The 25,824-nt window shown below is 68.8% G+C and carries 20 protein-coding genes; 9 read left to right on the top strand and 11 right to left on the bottom strand.

The genetic code is table 11. The features are described from left to right. Positions 1 to 205 precede the first annotated feature (205 nt). Genes ACWDUD_RS29405 through ACWDUD_RS29395 form a run of 3 tightly spaced genes read right to left on the bottom strand, consistent with a single transcriptional unit; the run spans position 206 to position 2,029 of the window. Positions 206 to 511 carry a nucleotide exchange factor GrpE gene (locus tag ACWDUD_RS29405; protein ID WP_450111623.1) on the bottom strand — a complete coding sequence of 102 codons (306 nt, stop codon included), beginning with the start codon at positions 509 to 511 and terminating at the stop codon, positions 206 to 208. Between the two features lie 34 nt (positions 512 to 545). Continuing rightward, positions 546 to 1,244 (bottom strand): hypothetical protein, encoded by a 699-nt coding sequence (locus tag ACWDUD_RS29400; RefSeq protein ID WP_450111622.1) that lies wholly within the window; start codon positions 1,242 to 1,244, stop codon positions 546 to 548. A gap of 35 nt (positions 1,245 to 1,279) precedes the next feature. Beyond that, on the bottom strand, positions 1,280 to 2,029 hold the full coding sequence (locus ACWDUD_RS29395; RefSeq protein WP_450111621.1) for a hypothetical protein: 750 nt from the start codon (positions 2,027 to 2,029) through the stop codon (positions 1,280 to 1,282). A gap of 330 nt (positions 2,030 to 2,359) precedes the next feature. Between ACWDUD_RS29395 and ACWDUD_RS29390 the strand changes: the two genes are divergently transcribed. From ACWDUD_RS29390 to ACWDUD_RS29375, 4 genes are all read left to right on the top strand, one after another. After that, positions 2,360 to 2,713 carry a hypothetical protein gene (locus ACWDUD_RS29390; RefSeq protein WP_248675576.1) on the top strand — a complete coding sequence of 118 codons (354 nt, stop codon included), beginning with the start codon at positions 2,360 to 2,362 and terminating at the stop codon, positions 2,711 to 2,713. A gap of 68 nt (positions 2,714 to 2,781) precedes the next feature. Then, complete coding sequence (locus ACWDUD_RS29385; RefSeq protein ID WP_197257729.1) at positions 2,782 to 3,453, top strand: phosphatase PAP2 family protein; 672 nt, start codon at positions 2,782 to 2,784, stop codon at positions 3,451 to 3,453. Positions 3,454 to 3,540: 87 nt separating this feature from the next. Further along, positions 3,541 to 3,996, top strand: coding sequence for a hypothetical protein (locus tag ACWDUD_RS29380; protein ID WP_197257727.1), 456 nt, complete (start codon positions 3,541 to 3,543; stop codon positions 3,994 to 3,996). Positions 3,997 to 4,031: 35 nt separating this feature from the next. Continuing rightward, entirely contained in the window at positions 4,032 to 5,513 is a 1,482-nt protein-coding gene (locus ACWDUD_RS29375; protein WP_450111620.1) for a carboxylesterase/lipase family protein, read from the top strand. Between the two features lie 155 nt (positions 5,514 to 5,668). Here ACWDUD_RS29375 and ACWDUD_RS29370 read toward each other — a convergent pair whose 3' ends face one another. The 3 genes from ACWDUD_RS29370 to ACWDUD_RS29360 all read right to left on the bottom strand — a co-directional run bounded on the left by ACWDUD_RS29370 (position 5,669) and on the right by ACWDUD_RS29360 (position 9,353). Next, positions 5,669 to 7,348: an acetolactate synthase gene (locus ACWDUD_RS29370; RefSeq protein WP_248675573.1), complete on the bottom strand. Its 1,680-nt coding sequence runs from the start codon at positions 7,346 to 7,348 to the stop codon at positions 5,669 to 5,671. 71 nt (positions 7,349 to 7,419) lie between these two features. Next, the gene (locus ACWDUD_RS29365) at positions 7,420 to 8,211 is read right to left on the bottom strand and encodes a hypothetical protein (protein ID WP_248675572.1); all 792 of its coding nucleotides are present in this window, start codon (positions 8,209 to 8,211) and stop codon (positions 7,420 to 7,422) included. A 110-nt stretch (positions 8,212 to 8,321) separates the two neighbouring features. Beyond that, positions 8,322 to 9,353: an FAD-dependent monooxygenase gene (locus ACWDUD_RS29360; protein WP_450111619.1), complete on the bottom strand. Its 1,032-nt coding sequence runs from the start codon at positions 9,351 to 9,353 to the stop codon at positions 8,322 to 8,324. 68 nt (positions 9,354 to 9,421) lie between these two features. Here ACWDUD_RS29360 and ACWDUD_RS29355 point away from each other — a divergent pair, with 68 nt between their 5' ends. From ACWDUD_RS29355 to ACWDUD_RS29340, 4 genes are all read left to right on the top strand, one after another. Then, the gene (locus tag ACWDUD_RS29355) at positions 9,422 to 9,973 is read left to right on the top strand and encodes a TetR/AcrR family transcriptional regulator (protein WP_450111618.1); all 552 of its coding nucleotides are present in this window, start codon (positions 9,422 to 9,424) and stop codon (positions 9,971 to 9,973) included. 336 nt (positions 9,974 to 10,309) lie between these two features. Then, positions 10,310 to 14,905, top strand: coding sequence for a glutamate synthase large subunit (gene gltB / locus ACWDUD_RS29350; protein WP_450111617.1), 4,596 nt, complete (start codon positions 10,310 to 10,312; stop codon positions 14,903 to 14,905). Then, positions 14,898 to 16,364 (top strand): glutamate synthase subunit beta, encoded by a 1,467-nt coding sequence (locus ACWDUD_RS29345; protein ID WP_450111616.1) that lies wholly within the window; start codon positions 14,898 to 14,900, stop codon positions 16,362 to 16,364. The genes gltB and ACWDUD_RS29345 overlap by 8 nt, the downstream gene beginning before the upstream one ends. 100 nt (positions 16,365 to 16,464) lie before the next feature. After that, a complete protein-coding gene (locus tag ACWDUD_RS29340) occupies positions 16,465 to 17,253 on the top strand; it encodes a YncE family protein (RefSeq protein ID WP_197252331.1) in 789 nt (262 codons plus the stop codon). Positions 17,254 to 17,262: 9 nt separating this feature from the next. Here ACWDUD_RS29340 and ACWDUD_RS29335 read toward each other — a convergent pair whose 3' ends face one another. After that, positions 17,263 to 17,409 (bottom strand): hypothetical protein, encoded by a 147-nt coding sequence (locus ACWDUD_RS29335; RefSeq protein ID WP_197252332.1) that lies wholly within the window; start codon positions 17,407 to 17,409, stop codon positions 17,263 to 17,265. On the opposite strand from ACWDUD_RS29335, the gene ACWDUD_RS29330 reads away from it, so the two are divergent. Then, positions 17,408 to 18,256 (top strand): cutinase family protein, encoded by an 849-nt coding sequence (locus ACWDUD_RS29330; protein ID WP_197252333.1) that lies wholly within the window; start codon positions 17,408 to 17,410, stop codon positions 18,254 to 18,256. The two genes, ACWDUD_RS29335 and ACWDUD_RS29330, sit on opposite strands and share 2 nt — an antisense overlap. 60 nt (positions 18,257 to 18,316) lie before the next feature. Here the strand turns inward: ACWDUD_RS29330 and ACWDUD_RS29325 are convergent, their stop codons facing one another. The 4 genes from ACWDUD_RS29325 to lysX all read right to left on the bottom strand — a co-directional run bounded on the left by ACWDUD_RS29325 (position 18,317) and on the right by lysX (position 25,645). Further along, positions 18,317 to 19,228 carry an SDR family NAD(P)-dependent oxidoreductase gene (locus ACWDUD_RS29325; protein WP_197252334.1) on the bottom strand — a complete coding sequence of 304 codons (912 nt, stop codon included), beginning with the start codon at positions 19,226 to 19,228 and terminating at the stop codon, positions 18,317 to 18,319. A gap of 168 nt (positions 19,229 to 19,396) precedes the next feature. Continuing rightward, the gene (locus ACWDUD_RS29320) at positions 19,397 to 21,487 is read right to left on the bottom strand and encodes a sensor histidine kinase (protein ID WP_450111615.1); all 2,091 of its coding nucleotides are present in this window, start codon (positions 21,485 to 21,487) and stop codon (positions 19,397 to 19,399) included. Between the two features lie 176 nt (positions 21,488 to 21,663). Then, positions 21,664 to 22,263: a histidine phosphatase family protein gene (locus tag ACWDUD_RS29315; RefSeq protein ID WP_450111614.1), complete on the bottom strand. Its 600-nt coding sequence runs from the start codon at positions 22,261 to 22,263 to the stop codon at positions 21,664 to 21,666. 67 nt (positions 22,264 to 22,330) lie between these two features. Continuing rightward, entirely contained in the window at positions 22,331 to 25,645 is a 3,315-nt protein-coding gene (gene lysX, locus ACWDUD_RS29310) for a bifunctional lysylphosphatidylglycerol synthetase/lysine--tRNA ligase LysX (protein WP_450111613.1), read from the bottom strand. Positions 25,646 to 25,824 lie beyond the last annotated feature (179 nt).

Raw genomic sequence — 25,824 nt, 5'->3', positions numbered from 1 at the left:
GGGTCAGCGGCAGGGATTCGACCCGGTCCGGGCCGATGCGGTGTGCGGCGGAGGTGTTGGAGGTGCCGAAGTCGACCGCCAGGACCCAACTCATCTTTCGCTTTCCCTCTCGGAGTTCTGATCTGCCACGCCCTGCCGGCGCGACAACGGTGCGGAGCCTATAGCGCGCCGGATGTCGTCCGCAGGATCGGTTGTCGCCCGCCGCTTATCGCTGCTGCGCGCAGCGCGACGGCGGAACCTTCACAGCCACCTCGACGAACCGCAGGATGTCCGGCCCGAGGCGCCACCCGGGTCGCACCGTCGCGTCGATCGTGTTCTCGTCGGCCGGTGAGGACGCCGGGACGAGCGAGACCGCGCGATGCAGCGTCGGATCGAACGCAATGCCGGGTGGCGCATCGAGACGTTCGACGCCGAGCGCGGCCAGACGCTCGACCACTACGCCACGTTCCCGATCGTCGGCGGCCACATCCGCCGCCGCGATGAGATCGTCGATGTTCTCACCGGTCACCATGGTGTGTGCCCCTTTGCACTCGGGTCGGATCGGCTCAGGCCGGATCGACGATGCCGTCAGCGGACGTGTAGCTCTCGTCGGCCATACCGTCACCGTCGCTGTCGACGGAGACCGTCGCGTTGTACTCCTCGTCGAACGTGACGACGGTGTCGATCTGCCCGTCGCCGTCGGTGTCGCTCTCCACCTGGTACGTCCGGAAATCGGCGGTCTCGTAGCGGACCGTGTCGAACGACCCGTCGAGATCGGTGTCCCCGTATACCACCCGGTTTCCGTCGGCGAGCTCGACCTCGACCGATTCCACGACGCCGTCACCGTTCAGGTCGTTCGCGGTCTGCACGACACCGTCCGGGGTGACTGTGGTCGACGACAGCTCGCCGTCCCGCGGTGCGTCGACCGTGCCGTAGCCGGTGTGGATCCGATCCTGCGCGTTCGGCGAGTCCGGGGACGGCACCGGAACGGAGCTCGGTTGCGGCGCAGCAGGTTCGGATCCGGGGAGGGACTCGGGCGAGCGCAGCTGGTCGGTCAGCGAATCCAGCGGAGGTGCAGATGGTTCGGATTCCGTTGCGGCCGTTCCGGGTTGCGTCCGCAGTCCCTCGGCCAGGGACCCCAGCGAGGCCGACGGCGGTACTGCCGGGATCGGATCGGAATCGGCCGGGACGGAAGAGCTTCCGGCGCCGGATGCGGTGTCGAGTGCGGACAGGTCCACGCCGAACGGATCGGTCGAAGCGGCCACGGGGAACTCCTCGGATTCGGATGGGTCGGGGTGTGTCAGACCAGGTCGGAGTGGTCCCCGCCCGAGGACGCACCGGAATCGAACGCGCTGGTGTCGACGTAGTCGTCGGCGACTCCGTCCCCGTCGAAGTCGACCGCGCCGGTGTGCAGGTCCACCGTCGCGTCGACCGCACCGTCTGCGTCCAGGTCGAAGACGGCTTCGTCGAAGGTACCGTCACCGTCGATGTCGACGGCGTTGGCGTCGACGAGGCCGTCGCCGTCGGTGTCCATCCCGATCAGATCGACGGTGCCGTCGGCGTCGAGGTCGACGAGTCCGGTGTCGGCGATGCCGTCACCGTCGGTGTCGTACTCCTGGACGAGGGCGCCGTCGGGATCGGTGAACTCGTCGAGCAGGACCGGCCGGCCGGCGCCGAGGCTGTCGGTCGAGGTGGAGCCCGTGCTGACCGCGTTGCTGTTCGAGGCGGAGGCCGACGACGCGCTGTCGGACGAATCGGAGGCGGACGAGCGGTTTCCGTAGGAGGAATCCGAGCCGGAGGCCGCCGAGGAACCGTAGGACGAGTCCGAGCTGGAGGAGCCGGAGGTCTCGTACCGCTCGTACCGCTCATAGGACTCGTAGCTGGTCGAGCCTTCCTGAGCGGCCGAGGACGAGCCGTAGGAGGCGTCGCTGTCGAAGGACGAGTTGTTGCCGTAGGAGGAGTCCGAGCGGTCGCTCGTCGTGGACTGCGAGTCCTGGCGGCTCGCGGTGCTCGAGCCGATGACGTCGGAGAAGGATTCGCGGTTCGCCATGTCGGTGCTGCCTTTCGCTCGTCGGGTGCTGCAGATAAGAGGGAGCGGGCCGCGGGAAGGTTCCGGTGCAGCGCCGACTTTTTCGCCGCGACCGCGTTCGGGTGGGGAAACCGCAGCTGGCACCGGGTCGACACAGTCGGGAATGTGACGCGGATCACCTCAGGGATCTTGGCGGTCGGATTGTTTCGCAACGGTCGGGAACATTCCGGATGTCCCGCGCATCGAACCCGAGACGTGAATGCGACCGCGTTCATCCGTACGACTGCACCAGGGTGTCCGTGCGGACCCTGCACAGCGGGGTCACGTGTGGCATCGGGAAAGGGGGGAGCGATGACCGGGAAACAGGATCCGTCGTTGTGGGAGATGCTCGGCCTGGATCGCAACGACACGATCCCCGTGTTGCTGGAGGAGTTGTGGGATCGCATCCTCGAGATCGCCACGGATCCGGACACTCCGGAAATCGGCCTCGATCTGATTCCCGACGACGACATCGACAACATCGGTGACGACGACCTCGGCGCCGACTCGATTCTGCTCGGCGACGACACCGACACGGACCCGCTCGGTCCGCACGGCGACTACGGCTGGACCGTCGTCGAAGACCTCGACCACGACGGCCTCGATCCGGGTGATCACGACCCCACGCTCGACCCCGGGCCGGGTGGCGACGACCTGAGCTTCTGACCTGGCACGGCCCGGGACCCACCGGCCGGGCTTCTGCGACCCGTGCAGGGACTCGGTAGCGTCGTGTCATGAATTTCGAGGAGGGTTCACCGCCCGGACCTGCACACGTCACCCGGTCGACACTCGCCGCTGCGCTTGCGACGGCCGTCTCCCTGGCCCTCCTCGCCCTTGTCGCCGTCCCGCTCAGGGACTCCGTCTATCGCGCGGTCGCCGGCACGATCGGGCCCTCACCCCTCGCACCGCTCGCCGCCGTCGTCGCGGAGAAGGGACCCCTCGTCCTGGTCGCGACGTTCGCGGTCCTGGCCGTCCGGACGTGGCAGCGTGATCGCCGGGCCTTCGGGACGCTCGTCGCCGGCGGAGCCGGTGCGGTCGTCGCGTACCTGACCAGTGAGGCCGTGAAACTGGTCATCACCGAACCCCGTCCGTGCCGGGCGTCGAACGTGACCACGGTCCTCGAGTGCCCTGCGATCGGGGACTGGTCGTGGCCGTCGAACCATTCGGTGATCGCCGCGTCCCTCGCGACCGCCTGCATTCTCGCGGTACCCCGCATCTTCTGGTTCGCGGCGCCCGTCGCTGTACTCCTCGGTTTCTCCCGTCTCATGGTGGGCGTGCACTACGCGCACGACGTGCTGTCCGGCTTCGCTCTCGGGGTCCTGATCGTGACGACGGCGATCGTCGTGTTGCGGCCCGTCGTCGATCGGGTGTTCACCGTGCCGCGGGAACCCGAGCGGGTCCCCTGACGCTTCGGTCGCCGGGAAGTGCTAAGCCGCGCGCGAATTCCGGTGTCCGGTTAGCATGAGCGCTCGTCGTAGGTCTGGGGGGGACGCATGGTGCGTGCGCTGATCGTGGGATTGTCGTCGGCTCTGGCAGCCGGGGTGCTGGTCGGTGTCGTGTCACGAATCCTGATGCGTGCGGCCACTCTTGCGGTCGGGGGAGAGCCGGGCTTCTCGTGGGGCGGGTCGCTGTTCATCGTGCTGCTCTATGCGGCTGCAATGGTTCCCGGCGGTCTGCTGGCCGCCACCGGGCATCGCTATCGGTGGCTGTCGGCGGCCGGGGTGCTGTTCCTGTTCGTGCCTGCGACCGGCATTGCGAGCGAGGAACTCACGAATCTCGACCACCTGAGCACGCTGCGCCTGTGTCTCGTGGGGGTGCTGGGCTTGTCGATCTATGCGAGTCTGGTGGTGCTGCCGTTCGTCACGGTCCTGATGTTGCGGCGCCTCGAGCGAATCTTCGGGTCGCCCCGACGTTTTCCCGACCCCGTGCCGGTCGGGATGCAAAGATGACGTCGCCAAACCGAAACGGTCGCGAGGAGCCACGGATGGAGCCCATCGTCGAGACAACGCTGGGGCGGGTGCGTGGGACGACCAGCAGCGGAATTTCCGTGTTCAAGGGGATCCCCTACGCGGCCCCGCCGTTCGGCGATCTGCGGTTCGCGGCGCCCGCACCCGCACAGCCCTGGGACGGGGTGCGGGACGCGTTCGAGTTCGGTCCGACCGCGCCGAAACCGCCCTACCGTCCGCCGCTGGACCGGCTGCTGTCGGAGGTCTCGATTCCGGGCGAGGACATCCTCACCCTCAACATCTGGACGCCCGACCTCGAAATGTCGTTGCCGGTGCTCGTGTGGATCCATGGTGGTGCATTCGTCCACGGCAGCAGCGCGGTGCCGCTCTACGACGGCGGTGCGTTCGCGCGCGACGGTGTGGTGTTCGTGTCGATCAACTACCGGCTCGGCGCCGAAGGCTTCGCGTACCTCGAGGGCGCTCCGGCGAACCGGGGTCTGCTCGATCAGGTCGCGGCGCTGCGCTGGGTGCGCGAGAACATCGCCGCCTTCGGTGGCAACCCGGACCTGGTGACCGTCGCCGGCGAGTCGGCGGGGGCGATGAGCGTGATGTCGCTGGTGGCGATGCCGGATGCCGAGGGCCTGTTCCGGCGCGCGATCGCGCAGAGCGGCGCGGGGCACTCCGCGATGTCCCTTGCCACGGCCAAGCGGATCTCCGCGGCGCTCGCGGAGGACCTGGGGGTCGAACCGACCCACGACGGCTTCGCGGGCATCGACCCCGCCGACCTGGTGGAGGCGCAGGAGGCGCTGGCCCGCCGGATCCTCGCCGAGCCCGACCCGCAGCAGTGGGGCGAGGTGGCCGCCGACTCGATGCCGTTCGAACCGTATGTCGACGGGGCGGTGCTGCCCGGGCGGCCGATCGACCGGATCGTGGCCGGCGCGTCGTCCGACGTCGATGTCCTGATCGGAACGAACGCCGACGAGTACAGCCTGTTCCTCGTGCCGGGTGGTGTCGATCAGGGCATCGACGAGAACGTGCTGCGGATGATGGTGGGCGCGTACGGACTCGACGTGGAGGCCGCCCTCGCCGCCTACCGGGAGTCGCGGCCGGATGCGACGCCGGGTCAGTTGATGACCGCGGTCCTCGGTGACTGGATGTTCCTCATCCCGGCGCTGCGTGTCGCGGAGGCACGCACGGTGCAGCTCCTGTCCACCTACGTGTATCGGTTCGAGTGGCCGTCGAGCCTGTTCGAGGGCCGGTTGGGGGCGACCCATGCGCTAGAGCTCGGTTTCACGTTCGACAACCTCGCGGCCGACGGCGCCCAGCGGCTCACCGGACCGCATCCGCCGCAGGTGCTGGCCGACGACATGCACCGGGCGTGGGTGTCGTTCGTGAGCACGGGCGGGCCCGGCTGGAGTCCGTACGGCGAGTCCCGCACGGTGATGTGTTTCGGCGCGGAGTCCGGGCAGCTGGAGGATCCGGGCGCCGACATGCGCGTGCTCTGGGAGGGAATCCGGTAGGCCGTACCCGGAAGCCGAGCCCACAAACTTAGGTGTGACTCACTTCACGGGTCATCAGGTTCCGTCGTCGGGAGGGCACCTGTTACCGTATCGATACCGCTGACCGCAGCTGAATCAATCGCTGCGGTCAGTTGTTATTTGAGTGGTATTTTTCGTCAGATCCCCGTTGTCGCACGCGGATACGCGGCCTCGACGTCGGTCAGCACGTTGATCAGATACGGAACGTCCGCCGCGAAACCCCGATCCAGCGCCGGCCCGATCTGCCGTGGGTCACGGACCAGTTCACCGACCGCACCGAGTGCCGTCGCCACCTCGTCGTACCGGGTCTCCGGCGCCAGATCTGCGGCGACGTCGTAGCCGTACAGCAACCGCATGGGTCCCTTCTCCAGCCCCCACGCCGAGTTGTTGCCGACGACGATCACCACCGGCAGCTTGTGCCGGACGAGTGTGTCGACGTCCATCAGCGACAGGCCGGCGGCGCCGTCGCCGAGCAACAGGACCACCTGGCTCGACGGGCGCGCGATGCGCGCGGCGATCGCCGCGCCCAGGCCGGCGCCGAGGCACCCGTACGGGCCCGGATCGAGCCACTGGCCGGGCCGCTTCGGCTCGACGAATTTGCCTGCGAACGAGACGAAGTCGCCGCCGTCGCCGATGACGACCGCGTCGTCGGCCAGTCGCGGCAGCAGCTCGCCGTAGACGCGGGCCGGGTGGATCGGGTCGGAATCTGCGCCGAGCAACACCGCATCCCGGGCCGTCGCCGCGTCGACCTCGCTGCGCAGCAGGTTCACCCAGTCGTCGGTGTGGGGCCGGGCGGGCAGTGCGGCGAGGATTCCGTCCAGGCACGAGGTGAGGTCGCCGGACGCCGAGCCCGCGAGGCTCGCGTGCGCCGACACCTGCCCCGGGCTGTCGGCGATGTGAACGACCTGCGCGTCGGGTGCCCCGTCCCGACCCCCGAAGCGGCCGTAACCGAGCCGGAAATCCAACGGCGTTCCGACGACGATCGCCAGATCGCAGGTGCCGACGGCGGTCCCGCGCGCCTTCGTCACCAGCAGCGGGTGCCCGCCGGGGACCGTGCCGCGACCCATGCCGTTGGTGATGGCGGGGACCTGGAGTTCCTCGACGAACCGCAGCGCGGCCGCCTCGGCTCCGTCCGCCCACACGTCGGTGCCGAACACCACGAGCGGTCGTGACGCGGCGGCCAGCAGGACGGCGATCTCGGCCAGCGAATCGGGGTCGGGATCGAGCCGAACATGTTGGGGCGAAGCTATTTTCGTCGTAGTGCGGCTGAACAGTTCGTCCATGGGGAAATCGACGAACGCCGGTCCGCGATGCGACGAACCGGCCGCGGTGAATGCGGCGTCCACGGTCGGGACGATCCGGTCGACGGTGCGCGCGGTCTCGGACAGCTTCGTGACGGTGTGCAGCAGCGGCGGCTGGTCGAGTTCCTGCAGGCTGCCCGTTCCCCAGCGGGCGTTGGGTGCGCGTCCGCCGAGCACCACCAGGGGCGATCCGGAGAAGTGCGCCTGGGTGACGGCGCTGATGCCGTTCGTGACTCCCGGGCCCGCGGTGAGGACCGCGAGCCCGGGGTGGCGTTCGAGTTTCCCGGTGGCCTCCGCGGCGAACACCGCGGTCTGCTCGTGTCGGACATCGATCAGCCGCATCGGCGACTCGCCCTTGACGACGGCGTCGTACAGCGGGAACACGTGTGCGCCGGACAGGGTGAACATCGTCCGGACACCATGGGCGTGGGCCACCGCCGCGGCGAGATCGCCGCCGTGTCCCTCGATTCCGTCGCGTCCCTCGATTTCACCGTGTCTCTCGGTTTCCGGGGCCATGCCGGAAGGCTACGGGCGCATCCGGCACGGCGCGGCCGATTTCGGGGGAACACGGAGGCTGCTCGTTCGGGTCACCACCCGGGGAGGGCCGGCAACACACGCGGGGGAGTGGCGCTGGTGTCGGTGTCGGTTCTCTCCGTCTGGATGCTGCGACCCCACGCCTGGCACCGCTCCCGGGTGCCGGCCGGGTCGGCGGCGAAGTCGACGGTCCATCCGGATCCGGTGAACAGATCGGTCGCGGGGGACTGCCATTGTCGTTGGCTCGACGTCTGTTTCGAATCCGCCGCCGCGTCCGCCGCCGCCGGTTCGATGGCTTCCGCGGGCGACGCGGTTCGCGCGAACCGGACGACGGCCTCGATCTCCGGCGTCTTCGTGAAGTGATATCGCCCGTCGGGCCACTTCTCCGCGAGCTCGGACCGCTCCGTGCACACGGCAGCCTCGAAACCGGCGCCGGTCGGTGTGATGGACAGGACGTGCGCGCGGAGCGTCCCGACGGGCTGCCGGTCCGGCAGCGGTGTGATCATGCCCGCGGAGGCGGGATCGAGTGCTGCCGCGAATCCGGGATAGGAGTTCTCGATGCCCACGTAGCGGGCGACGAACCTGGCTTCCTCGGCGGCGCGCACGAGCTTGCCGTATTCGTCCTGCAGGTAGACGCCGGGCTCTGCCGACCACACGACGGTCGCGCCCTGGATCTGCTCGGGCGGCCGATACTGCTCGGCCGCCTCGGCCGGTGCCGCGTCCCCGGGTTCGCCACCCGAGCAGGACACCCCCATCAGGGATGCGCCCACCGCGAGCGTCGCGCAGCCCGTCATCCGGCGGAGCGACCGCCCCCGGCGCGCTGGTGTGGACTTCGATCTGTCCATTCGACCCCTCCCGACATCGCAGTTGGATTACTCGGGGGGATTGGACGCATCGGCGAACCGAATGGTTCCGCGCGCCGGCCGGATTTTTTCGGCGGTCGTCCGGGGGCTCCTCAGGCGAACCGCGCCGCACCGGCGAGGATCGCGTCGCGGATGCCGGTCGCGCGGTGCGCGGTGCCGATCCGGCTCACAAGGTGCGAGGCCGTCACCAGCCGCTGGGTGCGGCGGCGACGCTCGCGGTCGTAGCGGCGGAGCGCGTCCGGCACCGGATGCCGGGTGAGCAGGGTCGCGAGCGTGGCTCCGTCGACCATCGCCTCGCACGCGCCGCGTCCCAGGTTCGGTGCCATGGCGTGTGCGGCGTCGCCGATCAGTGCGACGGTGCCGCGCACGTAGGACGGCAGCCTCGGCGACTCGTACAGGTCGTGATGGAGCACCGTGCCCGGCTCGACGCGGTCGAGCACGTCGCGCACCGCGGGATGCCAGTGCCGGTAACGCTCGCGCACGTCGTCGAGGCCACCGGTGGATCCGGCAGGGGCGCGGACGGCGGCGAACCAGTTGGTGAGGTCGCCGTCGCGCGGGGTGATGCCGAAGAGCGCGCCCGGCCCCCAGCTTTCGCTCGTGTCGTCGGTGGTACCGGCCACCCAGCCGCGCCACGCGGTCAGCCCGGTGTACACGGGCCGGTATGCGTCCCCGAACAGAAGGTCGCGGGTGGGACTGCCGATGCCGTCCGCGGCGATCACGACGTCGTAGCCGGTGAGGTCGCCGGGTGCGGGCGCCGGCCGGCCGAAACGGATCGTTCCGGACGGAACGCCGCCCGCGAGGAGACCGAGCAGGGCCGGACGCGAGAGCAGCACCGCGGGTCGGCGGATCCCCTCGAACCGCGCGATGACCCGTCCGTCCCACCGGCGGAACGTCCCCGACGTCTGCAGCACACCCTGCGACTCCGCGGCGCCGCCGAGGCCCGCGGTCTCCAGGGCGTCGAGGGCCTCGGGCCACAGCCCCAGCGCGGTGCCGGTTTCCGGTAGCGCGGCGGAGCGTTCGAACACGTCGACGTGCCAGCCGTGGCGCAGGAGGGTGTTCGCGGCGGTGAGACCGCCGATGCCGCCGCCCAGTACCGCTGCTTTCCCGCTTCTCGGAGTGGTCATGGCCCGACCGTACTACGCCTGTAGTGCCCTGTCACTACTGTTGTAGTGCCGGGGTGTAATGTCACGGCGTGTCCGACAAACGCAGCACCGTCCTCGACGCGGCGATCGACCTGCTCGGCAGGGAAGGGATGCGCGGCCTGACCCACCGGGGTGTGGACGCGACCGCGGGTGTCCCGGCCGGCTCGACGTCCAATTACTTCCGCACCCGGCGCGCACTGCTCGAAGGCGTGCTCGACCGGCTCGTCGACCGCGACCGTGCCGACGCGGCCGCGTTGGTCGGGCCGGCGCCGCGGACCGCCGACGAACTCCTGGAGCTGCTGGTCGGCTACGTGCTCACCGCGACCGGACCCGACGTGGTGCGCACCCGGGCCCGCTACGCGCTGTTCGTCGAGGCGGCCTCGGTCGCGGAGTTGCGCGCGGCGGTGCAGCTGCGGCGCGACGAACTGCGGGCCTGGGGAACGGGCATGCTCACGGCGTTGGGAGTCGGGACCGACGACGCCGAGCTGTTCGCGCGGGTGCTCATGGACTATCTCGACGGGGTGATCCTGCATCGGCTCACATCGGACGACGACTCCGACCCGCGCGAGGGCATCCGCCGGGTGCTCGGGTCGCTGTTGTGAGCGGTGGTTCTGCTCCGTTTCGTCGTGTCACCGCCGCGCTACGGCCGTGTTAACGAAACATCACCGCAGCTCAGGGGATAGGTAGGTCAGCCTTCCTTGCATTACACCCGCATTGTTGACATATCGTCTGTCCGAGACGGTGGACGCACAACGTCCCCACCGGCCGGAAGTTCCAGGGCCCGAGCTGCCGAAAAAAAGGCACCCGCATCGTCGCGGAAGGGCGGATACTGACGGTTATCGGTGCCGATCCACCTCGTGTCGGTACTTGCTCAGAGCAAGTAGATGGCCATCAGCGCTGCTGGTCGTCGGTGCTATCACATGCAACGAAGGCTAGGTATGAAGCATCTTCCCGGGCCTCAAGGGCTCTACCACCCGGCGAACGAGCACGACTCCTGCGGCGTCGCTTTCGTCGTCGATATGCACGGCCGTAAGAGCCGTGACATCGTCTCCAAGGCGATCACCGCGCTCGTGAACCTGGAGCACCGCGGCGCCGCGGGCGCGGAAACGAATACCGGCGACGGTGCCGGCATTCTCATCCAGGTCCCGGACCGGTACTTCCGTGAAGTCGTCGACTTCGAGCTGCCCGAAGCCGGTGCGTACGCGACCGGTATCGCGTTCCTGCCCCAGGACGCTGCTGCAGCCGACGCCGCGCAGGCGGCCGTCGACAAGATCGTCGCGGAGGAGGGCCTCGAGGTCCTCGGCTGGCGCGAGGTCCCCGTCGACGACTCGGACCTGGGCTCGATGGCCAAGTCCGCCATGCCGACGTTCCGGCAGATCTTCATCGCCTCCGGCGCCCGCACCCTCACCGGGCTCGAGCTCGAGCGCCGCGCCTACGTCGTGCGCAAGCGCACCGAGCACGAACTCGGCAACGAGGGTCCCGGCGAGGACGGTCCCGGCAGCGAGACCGTGTACTTCCCGAGCCTGTCGCCGTCGACGTTCGTCTACAAAGGCATGCTCACCACCCCGCAGCTCGAGGGCTTCTACCTCGACCTGCAGGACGAGCGTGTCGAGTCGGCCCTGGGCCTGGTGCACTCGCGCTTCTCCACCAACACGTTCCCGTCGTGGCCGCTGGCGCATCCGTTCCGCCGCGTCGCGCACAACGGTGAGATCAACACCGTCACGGGCAACGCGAACTGGATGCGTGCCCGCGAGGCGCTCATCGAGTCCGAGATCTTCGGTGGCCGGGACAAGCTCGACAAGATCTTCCCGATCTGCACCGAAGGCGCGTCCGACACCGCGCGTTTCGACGAGGTGCTCGAGATGCTGCACCTCGGCGGCCGCAGCCTCCCGCACGCCGTGCTCATGATGATCCCCGAGGCGTGGGAACGCCACGAGAGCATGGATCCGAAGCGCAAGGCGTTCTACGAGTACCACTCGGCGCTCATGGAGCCGTGGGACGGCCCGGCGTCGGTGTGCTTCACCGACGGCACCGTCGTCGGCGCCGTGCTCGACCGCAACGGCCTGCGTCCGTCCCGCGTGTGGGTCACCGACGACGGCCTCGTCGTCATGGCCTCCGAGGTCGGCGTGCTCGACATCGCGCCGGAGAAGGTCGTGCGCAAGATGCGCATGCAGCCGGGCCGCATGTTCCTCGTCGACACCGCGCAGGGTCGCATCATCGACGACAACGAGATCAAGGACGAGCTCGCGTCCGAGCACCCCTACCAGGAGTGGATCGACCAGGGCATCGCCCGGCTCGAGGATCTGCCGCCGAGCAAGTACACCTACATGTCGCACGAGCGTGTCGTGCTGCGTCAGCAGGTCTTCGGCTACACCAACGAAGAGGTCAACCTCCTCGTCAAGCCGATGGCCGCCACCGGTGGCGAAGCCCTCGGCTCGATGGGCACCGACACCCCGATCGCGGTGCTGTCGTCGCGTCCGCGGATGCTGTTCGACTTCTTCCAGCAGCTGTTCGCCCAGGTGACCAACCCGCCGCTCGACGCCATCCGCGAGGAGATCGTCACGAGCCTCGGCGGCATGCTCGGCCCCGAGGGCGACCTGCTGAACCCGACCGCCGACTCGTGCCGTCAGATCCTGGTGTCCGCACCCGTGATCGACAACGACGACCTGCAGAAGCTCATCCACGTCAACGACGACGGGCAGTTCCCGGGCTTCAACAGCGTCATCATCCGCGGCCTCTACAAGGTCGCCGACGGCGGCGAGGGCCTGAAGGCCGCGCTCGACTCGATCCGCAGCCAGGTGTCGGAGGCGATCGCGGGCGGTGCCCGCCTGATCGTGCTCTCGGACCGCGAGTCCGACGAGACGATGGCCCCGATCCCGTCGCTGCTGCTCACCTCCGCGGTGCACCACCACCTCGTCCGCGAGAAGACCCGCACCCAGGCGGGCCTGCTCGTCGAGGCCGGCGACGCCCGCGAGGTGCACCACATCGCCGCGCTGTGCGGTTTCGGTGCCGCCGTGGTCAACCCGTACATGGCGTTCGAGACGATCGACGAGCTGCTGCAGAACGGTGACCTGCCCGAGGGCATGACCCTCGAGAAGGCGATCAAGAACTACATCAAGGCCGCCTCGAAGGGTGTGCTGAAGGTGATGTCCAAGATGGGCATCTCCACGCTCGCGTCCTACACCGGTGCGCAGCTGTTCCAGGTGATCGGCCTGTCCCAGGAACTCGTCGACGAGTACTTCACCGGCCTGCAGTCGCAGCTCGGCGGTGTCGGCCTCGACGAGATCGCACACGACGTCGCGGTCCGGCATGCTGCCGCGTTCCTGGATCGCCCGTCCGAGCACGCGCATCGTGAGCTCGAGGTCGGCGGCGAGTACCAGTGGCGCCGCGAGGGCGAGTACCACCTGTTCAACCCGGACACGGTGTTCAAGCTCCAGCACGCCACCCGCACCGGCCAGTACTCGATCTTCAAGGAGTACACCCGGCTCGTCGACGACCAGTCGAAGCAGCTGGCGTCGCTGCGCGGCCTGTTCGAGTTCCGCAAGGGCCTGCGCCCGGCGGTGCCGATCGAGGAGGTCGAATCGGCCGCCGAGATCGTCAAGCGGTTCTCGACCGGCGCGATGAGCTACGGCTCCATCTCCGCCGAGGCCCACGAGACCCTCGCGATCGCCATGAACCGTCTCGGCGCCCGCTCCAACTCCGGTGAGGGCGGCGAGGATCCGGCGCGCTTCACGCCGGACGAGAACGGCGACTGGCGGCGCTCCGCCATCAAGCAGGTCGCGTCCGGTCGCTTCGGTGTCACCGCGCACTACCTGACCAACTGCACCGACATCCAGATCAAGATGGCGCAGGGTGCCAAGCCCGGTGAGGGCGGCCAGCTTCCGCCGCACAAGGTGTACCCGTGGGTCGCCGAGGTGCGCGGTTCGACGCCGGGCGTCGGCCTGATCTCGCCGCCGCCGCACCACGACATCTACTCGATCGAGGATCTCGCGCAGCTGATCCACGACCTGAAGAACGCCAACCCGAAGGCCCGGATCCACGTGAAGCTGGTGTCCGAGCTCGGTGTCGGCACCGTCGCCGCGGGTGTCTCCAAGGCGCATGCCGACGTGGTGCTCATCTCCGGTCACGACGGCGGCACCGGTGCCTCCCCGCTGACCTCGCTCAAGCACGCGGGTGCGCCGTGGGAGATCGGCCTGGCCGAGACCCAGCAGACGCTGATGCTCAACGGTCTGCGCGACCGCATCGTCGTGCAGGTCGACGGCCAGATGAAGACCGGCCGTGACGTGATGATCGCGGCGCTGCTCGGTGGTGAGGAGTTCGGTTTCGCGACCGCTCCGCTGGTGGTGTCCGGCTGCATCATGATGCGCGTGTGCCATCTCGACACCTGCCCCGTCGGTGTGGCGACGCAGAACCCGGTGCTGCGCAAGCGATTCACCGGCAAGCCGGAGTTCGTCGAGAACTTCATGCTCTTCATCGCCGAGGAGGTGCGTGAGCTGCTCGCCGAGCTGGGCTTTCGCACTCTCGACGAGGCGATCGGCCAGGTCGAGTTCCTCGACACCACGAAGGCCGTCGAGCACTACCGGGCGTCGAAGCTGGACCTGTCGCCGCTGCTGACCAAGGTCACCTCGCCGATCTTCCCGGAGCAGGACCTGCACTGCACCAAGCAGCAGGACCACGCTCTGGACAAGGCGCTCGACAACGAGCTGATCGCCAAGGCGCAGCCCGCGCTGGAGAGCGGCGAGAAGGTCGTCATCGAGACGCAGGTGACCAACGTCAACCGCACCGTCGGCACCATGCTCGGCCACGAGGTCACCAAGGTGTACGGCGGAGAGGGCCTGCCGGACAACACGATCGACATCACCCTCACCGGTTCGGCCGGTAACAGCTTCGGTGCGTTCGTGCCCAAGGGCATCACGCTCCGGCTGTTCGGCGATGCCAACGACTTCGTCGGCAAGGGCCTGTCGGGTGGCCGCATCATCGTGCGCCCGCCGCACACCGCCGCACCGGGATTCGTCGCCGAGGACAACATCGTCGCCGGCAACGTCATCCTGTTCGGTGCCACCGGTGGCGAGGTGCTCATCCGCGGTATCGCGGGCGAGCGGTTCGCGGTCCGCAACTCGGGTGCCACGGCCGTCGTCGAAGGCGTCGGCGACCACGGCTGCGAGTACATGACCGGCGGTAAGGTCGTCATCCTCGGCAAGACGGGCCGCAACTTCGGTGCGGGTATGTCCGGCGGTGTCGCGTTCGTGTACAACCCCGATCGCGATTTCGAGGACAACCTCAATACAGAACTTGTCGATCTCGAAGACCTCGAGGGCGAGGACTTCGCCTGGCTCAAGGGTGTCATCGAGCGGCATCGTGACGAGACGGGCTCCGAGGTCGCAGCCCGCATCCTGGCCGACTGGTCGCAGCAGGTCAGCCATTTCGCGAAGGCCATGCCTCGCGATTACAAGAAGGTACTCATGGCAATCAAGGACGCCACCATTCGTGGTGCGAACGTTGACGAGGCGATCATGGAGGCGGCTCGTGGGTGATCCAAGCGGCTTCCTCAAGCACGGTTCGCGTGAAACGCCGGTTCGCCGGCCGGTTCCGCTGCGGCTCCTCGACTGGAAGGAGGTGTACGAGCCTTTCTCTCGTGACACCCTCCAGGTCCAGGCGAGCCGCTGCATGGACTGCGGTATTCCCTTCTGCCACAACGGTTGTCCTCTCGGGAACCTGATTCCCGAGTGGAACGACCTGGTGTACAAGGGCAAGTGGAACGACGGCATCGAGCGTCTGCACGCCACCAACAACTTCCCGGAATTCACCGGGCGGCTGTGCCCGGCCCCCTGCGAGGCGTCGTGCGTCCTGGGCATCAACCAGGACCCGGTGACCATCAAGCAGGTCGAGGTCGAGCTCATCGAGAAGGCGTTCGAGGACAACCGCGTCGTCCCCGTTCCGCCGTCGAAGCTGACCGGCAAGAAGGTCGCGGTCGTCGGTTCCGGTCCCGCGGGTCTGGCTGCAGCGCAGCAGCTCACCCGCGCCGGCCACACCGTGACGGTGTTCGAGCGCGAGGACCGCATCGGCGGCCTCCTCCGCTACGGCATCCCGGAATTCAAGATGGAGAAGCGCTTCATCGACCGCCGTCTGGCGCAGATGGAGGCCGAGGGCACCATCTTCAAGCCGGGCGTGAACGTGGGCGTGGACATCAGCGCCGACGATCTGCGCGAGCAGTTCGACGCGGTGGTCCTCGCCGGCGGCTCCACCGTCGCCCGCGACCTGCCGATCCCGGGTCGCGAACTCGACGGCATCCATCAGGCGATGGAGTTCCTGCCGCAGGCGAACCGGGTGCAGCTCGGCGACGCGATCACCGACGCGAACGGCCTGCCGCCCATCAACGCGAAGGGCAAGAAGGTCGTCATCATCGGCGGTGGCGACACCGGCGCCGACTGCCTGGGCACCTCGCACCGCCAGGGCGCGGTAAGCGTGCACCAGTTCGAGATCATGCCGCGTCCGCCGGAGCAGCGCGCCGAATCGACGCCGTGGCCGACCTACCCGCTGATGTACCGGGTGTCGTCCGCGCACGAGGAGGGCGGCGAGCGCGTGTTCTCCGTCAACACCGAGGAATTCGTCGGTGTCGACGGCAAGGTCACGGCCCTCAAGGCGCACGAGGTGAAGATGGTCGCCGGGCGCTTCGAGAAGGTCGAAGGCACGGATTTCGAGCTCGAGGCCGACCTGGTTCTTCTCGCGATGGGCTTCGTCGGCCCGGAGAAGCCGGGCCTGCTCACCGATCTCGGGGTGGACTTCAACGAGCGCGGCAACGTCGCCCGCTCGACCGAGTGGTCCACCAACGTCGACGGCGTGTTCGTCGCCGGCGACATGGGCCGCGGTCAGTCCCTGATCGTCTGGGCCATCGCAGAGGGCCGCTCCTGCGCGGCGGCGGTCGATCGGTACCTCGAGGGAGCAACGGCGCTTCCCGCACCGATCACCACCAGCACGATGCCGCAGCGCTGAGGTAGCAACTCGCCGATCAGGGCGCGTACCCGGGAATCCCGGGGACGCGCCCTGATCGTTTTGCAGGCCGTTCGGTCACCGGGCCGTTATCCTCGAGCGCATGACCGAGAGGCACAGGATCACGAAGCGGTCACTGTCGGGTGCGGTGACCCTGCTCGGTGCGGCGGCCGTGGCCGTGGTCACCGGTGCGCCCGCCTCGGCCGACGCCGCCGATCCGACCTCCGGCGATTGCGTGCAGAACCTCGGCGGACCGGTGGTCGTGGACGGCGGCGACCCGGTCGCACCGATCTCCCGATTCGAGGACTTCCGCCTCCTCGGACTCGACGGCGGCGCCGGTAACGCGTGCATCACGAACCTGGGACCCGGCACGGTCTCGGTGACGCGACCGGTGGGACGCGTCGACGGCCGCACCACCGTTTCCGCGGCGCCGGTCGAGATGCGGGTCGACGGTGGTGTCGGCAACGTCGCGGTCACCAACGTGGGTGTGGGCGCGGTGACGGTGAACCGCCGCTGGATCGCCCCGGGCCCTGCCGCGGTGCACGAACCTGCGCCCGAAGGGATTCCGGAACTGATTCTCGACGCCGGGCGCGGTGGCGTGTTCGTCACGAACATCGGCGCCGGCTCGGTGACGGTTGCGGACTGGAACGCCGCCGACGGGCCGCTGCCCGCGGAGATCCCCGCGCCGCCCGGCATGGTCGTGACCGACCCGATCACCGGCAACGTCTATGTCACGAACCTGTTCGGCCCGGCCGTCACGGTCGTGCACCGGGCGGGCGCCCAGGCCCGCGTCGTCGACCGCAGCGTCGTGGGGAACACCCTCGACTACGGAACCGGGAACGTGTTCGTCACGAATATCGGAGGAGGTCCGGTAACCGTAATCCGCGAATGACATTCCGGGTCACGTCGTGTTCACGGCCGTGACATGTCGGGTCGGGACAATCGGCCCGAACTCAGCGAACGAGTCGACAGGGGGAGCCGCGTTGAGGCTGAATCGAATGTTGACGATGCTGACGGCAGCAGTGGGAACCGTGCTGGCGTCGGTCATGACAGGACCTGTGGCACAAGCAGATCCGGGGTGGTGTCCGACGCTGAACGTCGTCGCGGTGCCGGGGACGTGGGAGACGTCCAGCACTCCGGATCCGGCGCGCGGCAACGGCATGCTCGCCGCCGTCACCACCGGCCTGCCCCCGGGCACGCGTGTCGACTACGTGCAGTATCCGGCGACCGCGTTCCCGTGGGAAGGCGACGTGTACGCCGCGTCCCGTCAGCGTGCCGTCGACAATGCGCGCGGTCTGATCGCGGCGACCGCCGCGCAGTGCGCCTCCACCCGCTTCGCTCTCGTCGGCTACAGCCAGGGTGCCGACGCCGCAGGCGATCTCGCCGCGGAGATCGGGACGGGACTCGGGGTGGTGCCGCCGCACCGGCTCGTCGCGGTCGGGTTGCTCTCGGATCCGCGACGTTCCGAAACCGACATCCTGGTCGGCCCGCCGGTCGCCGGTAACGGTGCCGGAGGCGCCCGCCTCGGCGGCTTCGGATTCGTGACCCCGAACGTGCGGACGATCTGCGCGGTCGGCGACCTGTACTGCTCGACACCGAAGGACGACTTCGTCACGCGCCTGGCGGGTTTCCTCGCGGTCGCGGCCGGCAGCAACCCGGATCGTTTCGGCGACTACCAGCGCCAGGCGGAGGGCCTGTACAACGACATCATGTCCGCGGGCGGGCTCCCGACCCTGCAGTTGCAGATCACCCCCGAGGCCAACGACGAGCGTGAGGACGAGATCCGCCGGTTCTTCGAATCGCAGGTGCACCAGGACTACGGCACCTACGTTGTCGACGGCCGCGGCACGACCGCGACCACCTGGTTGCGGAACTGGCTCGCAGAAAAGGCGTAGTGCGGCTCCGCCGCCCGTGTGCCTTTGTGGCGGCTCCGACCGCCACAAAGGCACACCACCTCAGTCGATTTCGAACCGCGAACCGACCCGCATCGCACGCGGGGCGAGGCGGCTGATCCACTTACGGGCCTTGGCCTCCGGTGCGACCGTCACGATCGGCTGATTGTGGCGGACCGCCGCGACCATGGCGTTCGCGACCCGCTCGGGTGGGACGCCGAGTTTGCGGTATATCGCGGACGTCCGCGAGCGCCGTGCCTTCCGGACTTCCGGGTTGGGCTCGACGAACTCGATGCTGCGGTTGAAGTTCGTCGAGACCAGGCTCGGGCACACCGCGGTCACACCGATGCCGTATTCGAGCAGTTCGGCGCGGAGACAGTCGGAGAGCATCAGCACCGCAGCCTTGCTCGTGGCATACGCGGCGATGCGCTTCTGCGGCATGAACGCCGCCGCGGACGACACGTTCACGATGTGCCCGCCGGTGCCGCGTTCGATCATCTGCTTCGCGAACACGCGGCTCCCGTAGACGACGCCCCAGAAGTTGACGTCCATGATGTGCTCGAACACTTCCTGCGGCGTGTCGACGAACGATCCGATCAAGCCCAGTCCGGCGTTGTTGACGAGGATGTCCGGCACGCCGTGACGCTCACGGACCTTCCGGGCGAACTCCTGGACCTGCTCCTCGTCGGTCACGTCGACGAGGTAGGCGTGGGCGCCGCCGCCGAACACCGCCGCGGCACCCCCGGCCCGCGGGTCCGGGGTGTTCACGAGTTCGACGGTCTCGCGCGCGGCGTCGAGGTCGACGTCGGCGACGACGACGATCGCCCCGGCCGCCGAGAACGCCTGCGCGGCGGCCCGGCCGATGCCGCTGCCGCCGCCCGTGACCACGACGAGAGTCCCGGTCAGATCACGCAGGCGCAGGTGCAGGGCCGCGCCTTTGCGCCAGCGTCGGATCTGGGACGTACGCGGTGTCATGTGTCCATCTTCCCGTGGCCGGCGGATCTTGGCAGGCGTGACGGAAAGCTGCGCGGTTTCCGGACCACAGGGGCATCAGGACCGCAGGGAAGACGAAAGCACCGGCAGTCGCGTGGACTGCCGGTGCTTTCGTTCACCGACGCTCGGGGCGGGTGCGACCCGCCGACGTCAGCGGTTGTCGTCGTATCGCGGTGGTGCCCCGAGGTCCATCGGGCCGCTCCGGAACTGGTCCTGCTGCGTTCCGGGCTGCGACGGCCACTGCGCCCCCGGCGGCATCGGCTGCTGATGCTGGGCCGGTTGCTGATGCTGTGCCGCCTGCTGCTGGGCCCACGCGGTGGCCTGATCGACGTGCCGTGCAGGCTCGTCCGGCGACCGCAGGCGTCGCGGGCGCTCCGCCATCGGTTCGGGAGTGCTCTGCTGCACGTCGGTGAGCAGGGACGCGGGGAAGTAGATCGACGCGGTGATGCCCGCGTTCGTCTCCGAATCGAAGGTCGGACGCAGACGCACGCTGATGCCGTTGCGGGCCGCGAGGCGACCCACCACGAACAGACCCATCTGACGCGGTGCGTGGATCTCGGCGCTGTCACCGGCGGCGAGACGCGAATTGATCTCGTTGAGGATCTCCGGGGAGGCGCCGATACCGCAGTCGGCGATCTCGAGCAGCAGACCGCCACCGACCGCGGCGGAGAACTCGAACGTGACGGTGCTGTTCGGCGGAGAGGCCCGCAGCGCGTTGTCCACGAGTTCCGCCAGCAGGTGGACGACGTCGGAGACCGCGCTGCCGACGAGGTACCCGTGCGGGGTGTTGCCGATCCGCACCCGCTGGTAGTTCTCGACCTGGGAGACCGCACCGCGCAGAACGTCGCCGAGCGGAGCGGGGGCGCTGCGGGTACGGGGACGGGTGCCGGAGAGCACGAGCAGCGAGTCGCCGGTGCGTCGCATGCGCGCGGCGAGGTGGTCGAGCGCGAACAGGCTCTGCAGCCGGACCGGGTCCTTCTCCTCGTACTCGAGCGAGTCGATGAGCGACAGCTGTTGCTCGACGAGCGTCTTGTTCCGCCTCGCAAGGGTTTCGAGCATCGTGGAAATCTGCTGCCGCAGATGCGCCTGCTCACCGGCGAGCCGCAGCGCCTCGGAGTTCATCGAGTCCACGGCGCGGGCGAGCTGACCGAACTCCTCGTCGGTGTGCACATCGATCGGTGCGAGTTCCACAGAGGTGACGTCCGCGCCGTCCTTGACCGCGGCGATGGCGGCGGGCAGTTCGTGGTTGGCGGCGCCGAGCACGCCGTCGCGCAGGCGGCGCATCGGGACGGACAGCGTCCGTGCCACGAGCAGGGCGACGGCGAGCGCGATCGCGAGGATCGCGGCGACGATGATGCTGTCGCGGATGGCCGCGGTCCGTGCGTCGGAGGTGAGCCGGTCCAGGGTGGCGGTGATGCGGGCCGTGGCTGCGGCGTTGGTCTCCTGGTACGGCACGTACGCGGCGACCATCGAGTCGCGCAGTTCCACGCCGGCCTCGCGGCTGGGCACGAAATCGGTGATCAGCGCCCGTTTCTGCGCCACGTTCGCGAGCATGGTCTCGACCTGGCCGGTGTCGAGCGAGGTTCCCTGCAGCAGGCCGAGCGTCGACTCCTCGATGTTGAGGGCATTGAGGGCGGTGAGGCGCGCTGCCTCGGGGTTGGTGGCGAAGACCGCGAGCGAGGTCATCTGGTCGAGCATGGTCCGCTGCGAGTTCCACGCGGTGAGCATGTTCGTGCCGTCCGTGAGGACCTCGGTGTTCTCGGTGAGGTCGAGCAGCGTGCGGAAAGTCGCTTCACAGCGGATCAGGAAGTCGATCGTGCGCTTCTTCAACTCGTCCGGGGCCATGGTGCCGCCCTGGATCGTGTTGTAGAGCGTCTCACCGTCCTCGAGGAGCCCGCCCAGCTTCTCGCTGATTCTCGGATCGAAGTCACCGGCGGCTGCGAGGTTCCGAACGTTCGACATGGCCCCGGTGACCTGCTCGGGGGTGATGCCGACCGTCGCGAGGCCGAGGCTCGCCGCAGTGGAGGAGCTGACGACGACGTTGGAGAAGTCGAACAGGCCGGGGATCACGGCGACCTGGTCGGACAGTGATTCGAAGCGGCGTGCTTCGTCGAGCTGTGTCGACACCCGCAGCGCACCGAGCGCGACGGCTGCGAGGAGAGGAATCGCGAGCACGACGGCGAGCTTGTACGACAAGCGCCAGTTCATCAGGCTGAGGGAGCGGCTCTTTCGTTGCCCCATTGATTGCGTCATCCTTCCCCGGGGGATGCGTCTCGGGTAGGCAGTGGGCGCACCCTTCGGCATGTCAGGTGCTCGTTATACAGGATGACAATGCCTGTTGTACATACGATTTATAGGTTCGCTTACGGCGACCTCGCAGAATCCCGTTCTGGCACAGTGATGCCCGTCACAGCAGCTCACACCCGGAGCAGATCCCGCACGTGTCCGGTCTCGTTGATCGACGCCGCGCGGCGGGCTCCGTTGCGGGAGACCAGGACCCGGGTCACCGAGGTGTACTCGAGGGGGAACTCGAGCGGTCGCGTGAGACCGAGGATGTCCTGGAGCACGGCGTTGACGACACCCCCGTGCGCGAACACCGCGACCGTGTCCTCGTGTTCGCACGCGCCGACGATCCGGTCCACCCCGCGCAGGACGCGGGCGCGGAAGGCTTCCTCGTCGACGAATTCGGGCAGCAGCCCCGCACGGATCCGTTCGAAGGCCGCGGGTGCGAGCAGGCGGGCGTCGTCGAACGGGATGTAGTGGTCGAGGTCGTAGTCGTACTCGGCGAGGTCGACGATCTGCTCGACCGGGAGGTCGCGTTCGACCGCGAGGGGGCCGGCGGTTTCGAGTGCCCGGCGTTGCGGGCTGCTGAAGATCCGGCGGATGCGGTAGGGCGCGAGGGCGTCGGGGAGGCGGGCGGCCTGGACCAGTCCCTCTTCGGCGAGCGCCGGGTCGGCGCGGCCTTCGGTGACCCGGCTGTGTACGGGAAGAGCATGGCGAATCAGAAGCAACTGCACACAGCCACAGTGCCACGAGGGCCGAGCGATCGCTCGGTGAGGTCCGTGTTTCACGTGAAACCGACGATCACCGTCCGCGGGGTTTGGCGAGCGGGAAGGCCAGCGATTCGCGGATGCTGCCGCCGGTGATGAGCATGACGATGCGGTCCACGCCCATGCCCAGCCCGCCGGTCGGGGGCATCGCGTGCTCGAGTGCCTGGAGGAAGTCCTCGTCCAGCTCCATGGCCTCCTCGTCGCCACCCGCCGCGAGCAGTGACTGTTCGGTGAGCCGGGCCCGCTGATCGATCGGGTCGGTCAGCTCGCTGTAGGCGGTGCCCAGTTCGATGCCCCACGCGACGAGATCCCATTTCGCGGCCACTCCGGGCTTCGTGGGGTGCGGCCGGGTCAACGGCGAGACCGACGTCGGGAAGTCGGTGTAGAAGGTCGGGAATTCGGTGCGGGACTCGACGAGATGCTCGTACATCTCCTGCGCGGTGGCGCCGGCGTCCCACGCCGGGTTGTAGGGGATCTCGCGGTCGTCGCACAGCCGTCGCAGTTCCTCCACCGGCGTGCTCGCGTCGATTTCGACGCCGAGCGCCTCCGAGATCGCCCCGTGGAAGGTCTTCACCGGCCACTCTCCGGAGATGTCGATCTCCACCGGCTTCCCGTCCGGACCGGGCCGGACCAGGATCTCGCGACCGTGCGCCGCGACCGCGGCGTGCTGGACGAGCTCGCGTGCCATCACCCGCATCTGCTCGTAGTCGCTGTGCGCCTCGTACGCCTCGAGGATCGTGAACTCGGGATTGTGCTTGAAATCCGCGCCCTCGTTGCGGAACACCCGGCCGATTTCGAAGACCTTCTCCATGCCCGCGACGCACAACCGCTTGAGATACAGCTCCGGGGCGATCCGCAGATACAGGTCCAGGTCGTAGGCGTTGATGTGGGTGACGAACGGCGCGGCGTTGGCACCGCCGTGCACCGACTGCAGGATCGGGGTCTCCACCTCCAGGTAGCCGCGCGCGGCGAGTTGGTCGCGCAGGGACCGCACGACGGCACTGCGCGCGGTCAGCAGCCGCCGCGCGCCGGGATTGATCGCGAGGTCGACGTAGCGCTGCCGCACCCGTGCCTCGGGGTCGACGAGCCCGCGCCACTTGTCGGGCAGCGGATGCAGGCACTTGCCGTCGAGGCGCCAGTCGTCGACGAGCAGCGCGACGTCCCCGCTGCGGCTGCGTCCCATCGTCCCGCTGACCTCGACGAGGTCGCCCAGGTCGAACCTGAACCTGCGGCCGCCGACGGCGCCCCGCTCGACGAGGAGCTGGACGTCGCCCGACCAGTCCCGCAGCACCGCGAACAGCACCCCGCCGAAGTCGCGGATCCGCAGCAACCGGCCCGCGACGCGAACCGCCGTTCCGACGGGTGCGTCGTGGGCGGCGACCGCGGTGTGGGTGGGGCGCACGGCCACCGGATACGGATCGATGCCCGCGTCGGCCAGCGGCGCGAGTTTCGCCATGCGCACCCGGACCTGCTCGGGGCGCCTGGGCCCGACGGGCGCGGCGGCGACCGGGGGAGCAGCGACGTCGGCGGCAGTGGTGGGGGCACTGCCGTCGTCGTGCAGTGTCCCGGATTCGGCGAGCGCGGCCGGGGCGTGGTCGTGGGTGCCGGTGTGGTGCGCGGCCTTCTGTCGCCGGAAGCTGGGGACGGTGAGGAAACCCTCGGCGATCGCGGAGGCGATGCCCACGCGGGGAAGCTCCCGGTTCTCACGGAAACACAGGTACCGGGGCGCCCACTGCGGACGGTACTTCAGGTTGGAGCGGTACAGGGCCTCGAGCTGCCACCAGCGGGAGAAGAACAGCAGGATCGACCGCCACAGGCGCAGGATCGGACCCGCCCCGATCTGCGACCCTTCCTCGAACACCGACCGGAACACCGCGAAGTTCAACGAGATTCGGGTGACACCGAATTCGTTGCCGTGCGTGGCCAGTTCCGACACCATCAGCTCCACCACGCCGTTCGGGGCGGAGGGGTTGCGCCGCATCAGGTCCAGCGAGATGCCGTCGGTGCCCCACGGCACCAGCGACAGCAGCGCGACGGTCTCGCCGTGGATGTGCGCCTCGACGAGCAGGCAGTTGCCGTCGAGGGGGTCACCGAGCCGGCCGAGCGCCATGGAGAAGCCGCGTTCGGTCTCGGTGTCGCGCCACTCGTCCGCCAGCCGGATCACTTCGGCCATTTCGTCCGCCGTCAGATCGCGGTGCCGCCGGATCCGCACCGCCACGCCCTGTTTCCGCGCGCGGCCGACGGCCTGGCGGACGGGCCGCATTTCCCGGCCGGAGAGCGTGAATTCCGAAGTGTGCAGGATCGCTTCGTCGCCGAGTTCGAGCACCGACAGCCCGGCTCGGTTGTATGCCGTCGCTCCGGCTCGACTCGCTCCCATCACCGCCGGCGCCCAGCCGTAGCCGCGGGCCAGGGCGAGCCATTCGTCGATCGCGTGCGGCCAGGCCTCGGGGTTGCCGATGGGGTCACCGCTGGCCAGGCACACCCCGACCTCGACGCGATAGGTGACGGCGGCCTTCCCGCTCGGGGCGAACACCACGGCCTTGTCCCGCCGGGTCGCGAAGTAGCCGAGCGAATCGTCCCCGTCGCGGTCGAGCAGACCACGGATCGCGGATTCGTCGCTGCCGGTGAGCGCGTTCTCCGCGCGTTGCGAGCGGAACAGGACGACGACCGCCGCCAGCAGTGCCAGCGCGCCGAGCAGGCCCAGCAGGGTGTTGACGAAACCGTTTGGGCGACCGCTGAACTGGTCGTTGTCGAGGATGGTCAGCGCGGTCACGCGGTTGAACGCCCACAGCAGTCGTTCGTCGCCCGGCAGCGAGCCGGGGAACAGTTCGACCAGGCCCCAGCCGATCAGGGTCCCGAGGGCGAGTCCGCCGACGAGCACCGCGAGTGCCTTCCACACCGCTCCGGGCCGGACCCGCGTGTAGAACTGCGGGTATGCGGCGATGAGGATCGCGACGACGGCGAGATGCACGACGAGTGCGACGACTGCGTTCGGGTTGCGGTCGGTCACCGCGACCACGGCATTGTCGATCGTGAAGGCGATGAGGTAGACGGTCAGGATCCACCAGGCGATGCGTTTTCGTCCGGCCAGCGCCGCCGCGAGCAGACCGACGACCAGCGCGTACGAGAGACTGGTGTCCGGTGCGTCGAAGTAGTAGGTGTCGATGTACTCGCGCGGCACGTGGATCCAGTAGCGCAGGGTCGGCGAGATCGACCACAGGGCCACCAGTACGGCGAATACGCCCAGGACCGTTCCGGTTACGTGGGGGACAGAAGCGAGTCGCCCCCCGGCGGTCGCGGCGGGCAGTCGCGTGGAGACGGCCGGTGGGACGGTGACATCCGCAGGCATGATCACGACGTTAGCCGCGCTGCCGGAAGAGGGTTGTGAAACCAGAGGATTCGAGAGCACGAGCCGGGGTGGGGGGGGGGGGGGGGGGGCCCCCCCCCGCGGGGGCGAGGAAGACGGCCGCCGTGACCACACGCCCTCCCCCGGGCAAGATATAACAACTAAAAACCAAAAAAACAAAA

The organism is Rhodococcus sp. NPDC003382 (assembly GCF_053589135.1).
Note: the sequence above shows the minus strand (reverse complement) of the source record. Positions and strands in the feature narration are given on the sequence as shown.

Coding starts and splice junctions, on each gene's coding strand:
- ACWDUD_RS29405 (WP_450111623.1), bottom strand. CDS start 511: ATGGTGACCGGTGAGAACATCGACGATCTCATCGCGGCGGCGGATGTG.
- ACWDUD_RS29395 (WP_450111621.1), bottom strand. CDS start 2,029: ATGGCGAACCGCGAATCCTTCTCCGACGTCATCGGCTCGAGCACCGCG.
- ACWDUD_RS29390 (WP_248675576.1), top strand. CDS start 2,360: ATGACCGGGAAACAGGATCCGTCGTTGTGGGAGATGCTCGGCCTGGAT.
- ACWDUD_RS29385 (WP_197257729.1), top strand. CDS start 2,782: ATGAATTTCGAGGAGGGTTCACCGCCCGGACCTGCACACGTCACCCGG.
- ACWDUD_RS29380 (WP_197257727.1), top strand. CDS start 3,541: ATGGTGCGTGCGCTGATCGTGGGATTGTCGTCGGCTCTGGCAGCCGGG.
- ACWDUD_RS29375 (WP_450111620.1), top strand. CDS start 4,032: ATGGAGCCCATCGTCGAGACAACGCTGGGGCGGGTGCGTGGGACGACC.
- ACWDUD_RS29370 (WP_248675573.1), bottom strand. CDS start 7,348: ATGGCCCCGGAAACCGAGAGACACGGTGAAATCGAGGGACGCGACGGA.
- ACWDUD_RS29365 (WP_248675572.1), bottom strand. CDS start 8,211: ATGGACAGATCGAAGTCCACACCAGCGCGCCGGGGGCGGTCGCTCCGC.
- ACWDUD_RS29360 (WP_450111619.1), bottom strand. CDS start 9,353: ATGACCACTCCGAGAAGCGGGAAAGCAGCGGTACTGGGCGGCGGCATC.
- gltB (WP_450111617.1), top strand. CDS start 10,310: ATGAAGCATCTTCCCGGGCCTCAAGGGCTCTACCACCCGGCGAACGAG.
- ACWDUD_RS29340 (WP_197252331.1), top strand. CDS start 16,465: ATGACCGAGAGGCACAGGATCACGAAGCGGTCACTGTCGGGTGCGGTG.
- ACWDUD_RS29330 (WP_197252333.1), top strand. CDS start 17,408: ATGACAGGACCTGTGGCACAAGCAGATCCGGGGTGGTGTCCGACGCTG.
- ACWDUD_RS29335 (WP_197252332.1), bottom strand. CDS start 17,409: ATGACCGACGCCAGCACGGTTCCCACTGCTGCCGTCAGCATCGTCAAC.
- ACWDUD_RS29325 (WP_197252334.1), bottom strand. CDS start 19,228: ATGACACCGCGTACGTCCCAGATCCGACGCTGGCGCAAAGGCGCGGCC.
- ACWDUD_RS29320 (WP_450111615.1), bottom strand. CDS start 21,487: ATGGGGCAACGAAAGAGCCGCTCCCTCAGCCTGATGAACTGGCGCTTG.
- lysX (WP_450111613.1), bottom strand. CDS start 25,645: ATGCCTGCGGATGTCACCGTCCCACCGGCCGTCTCCACGCGACTGCCC.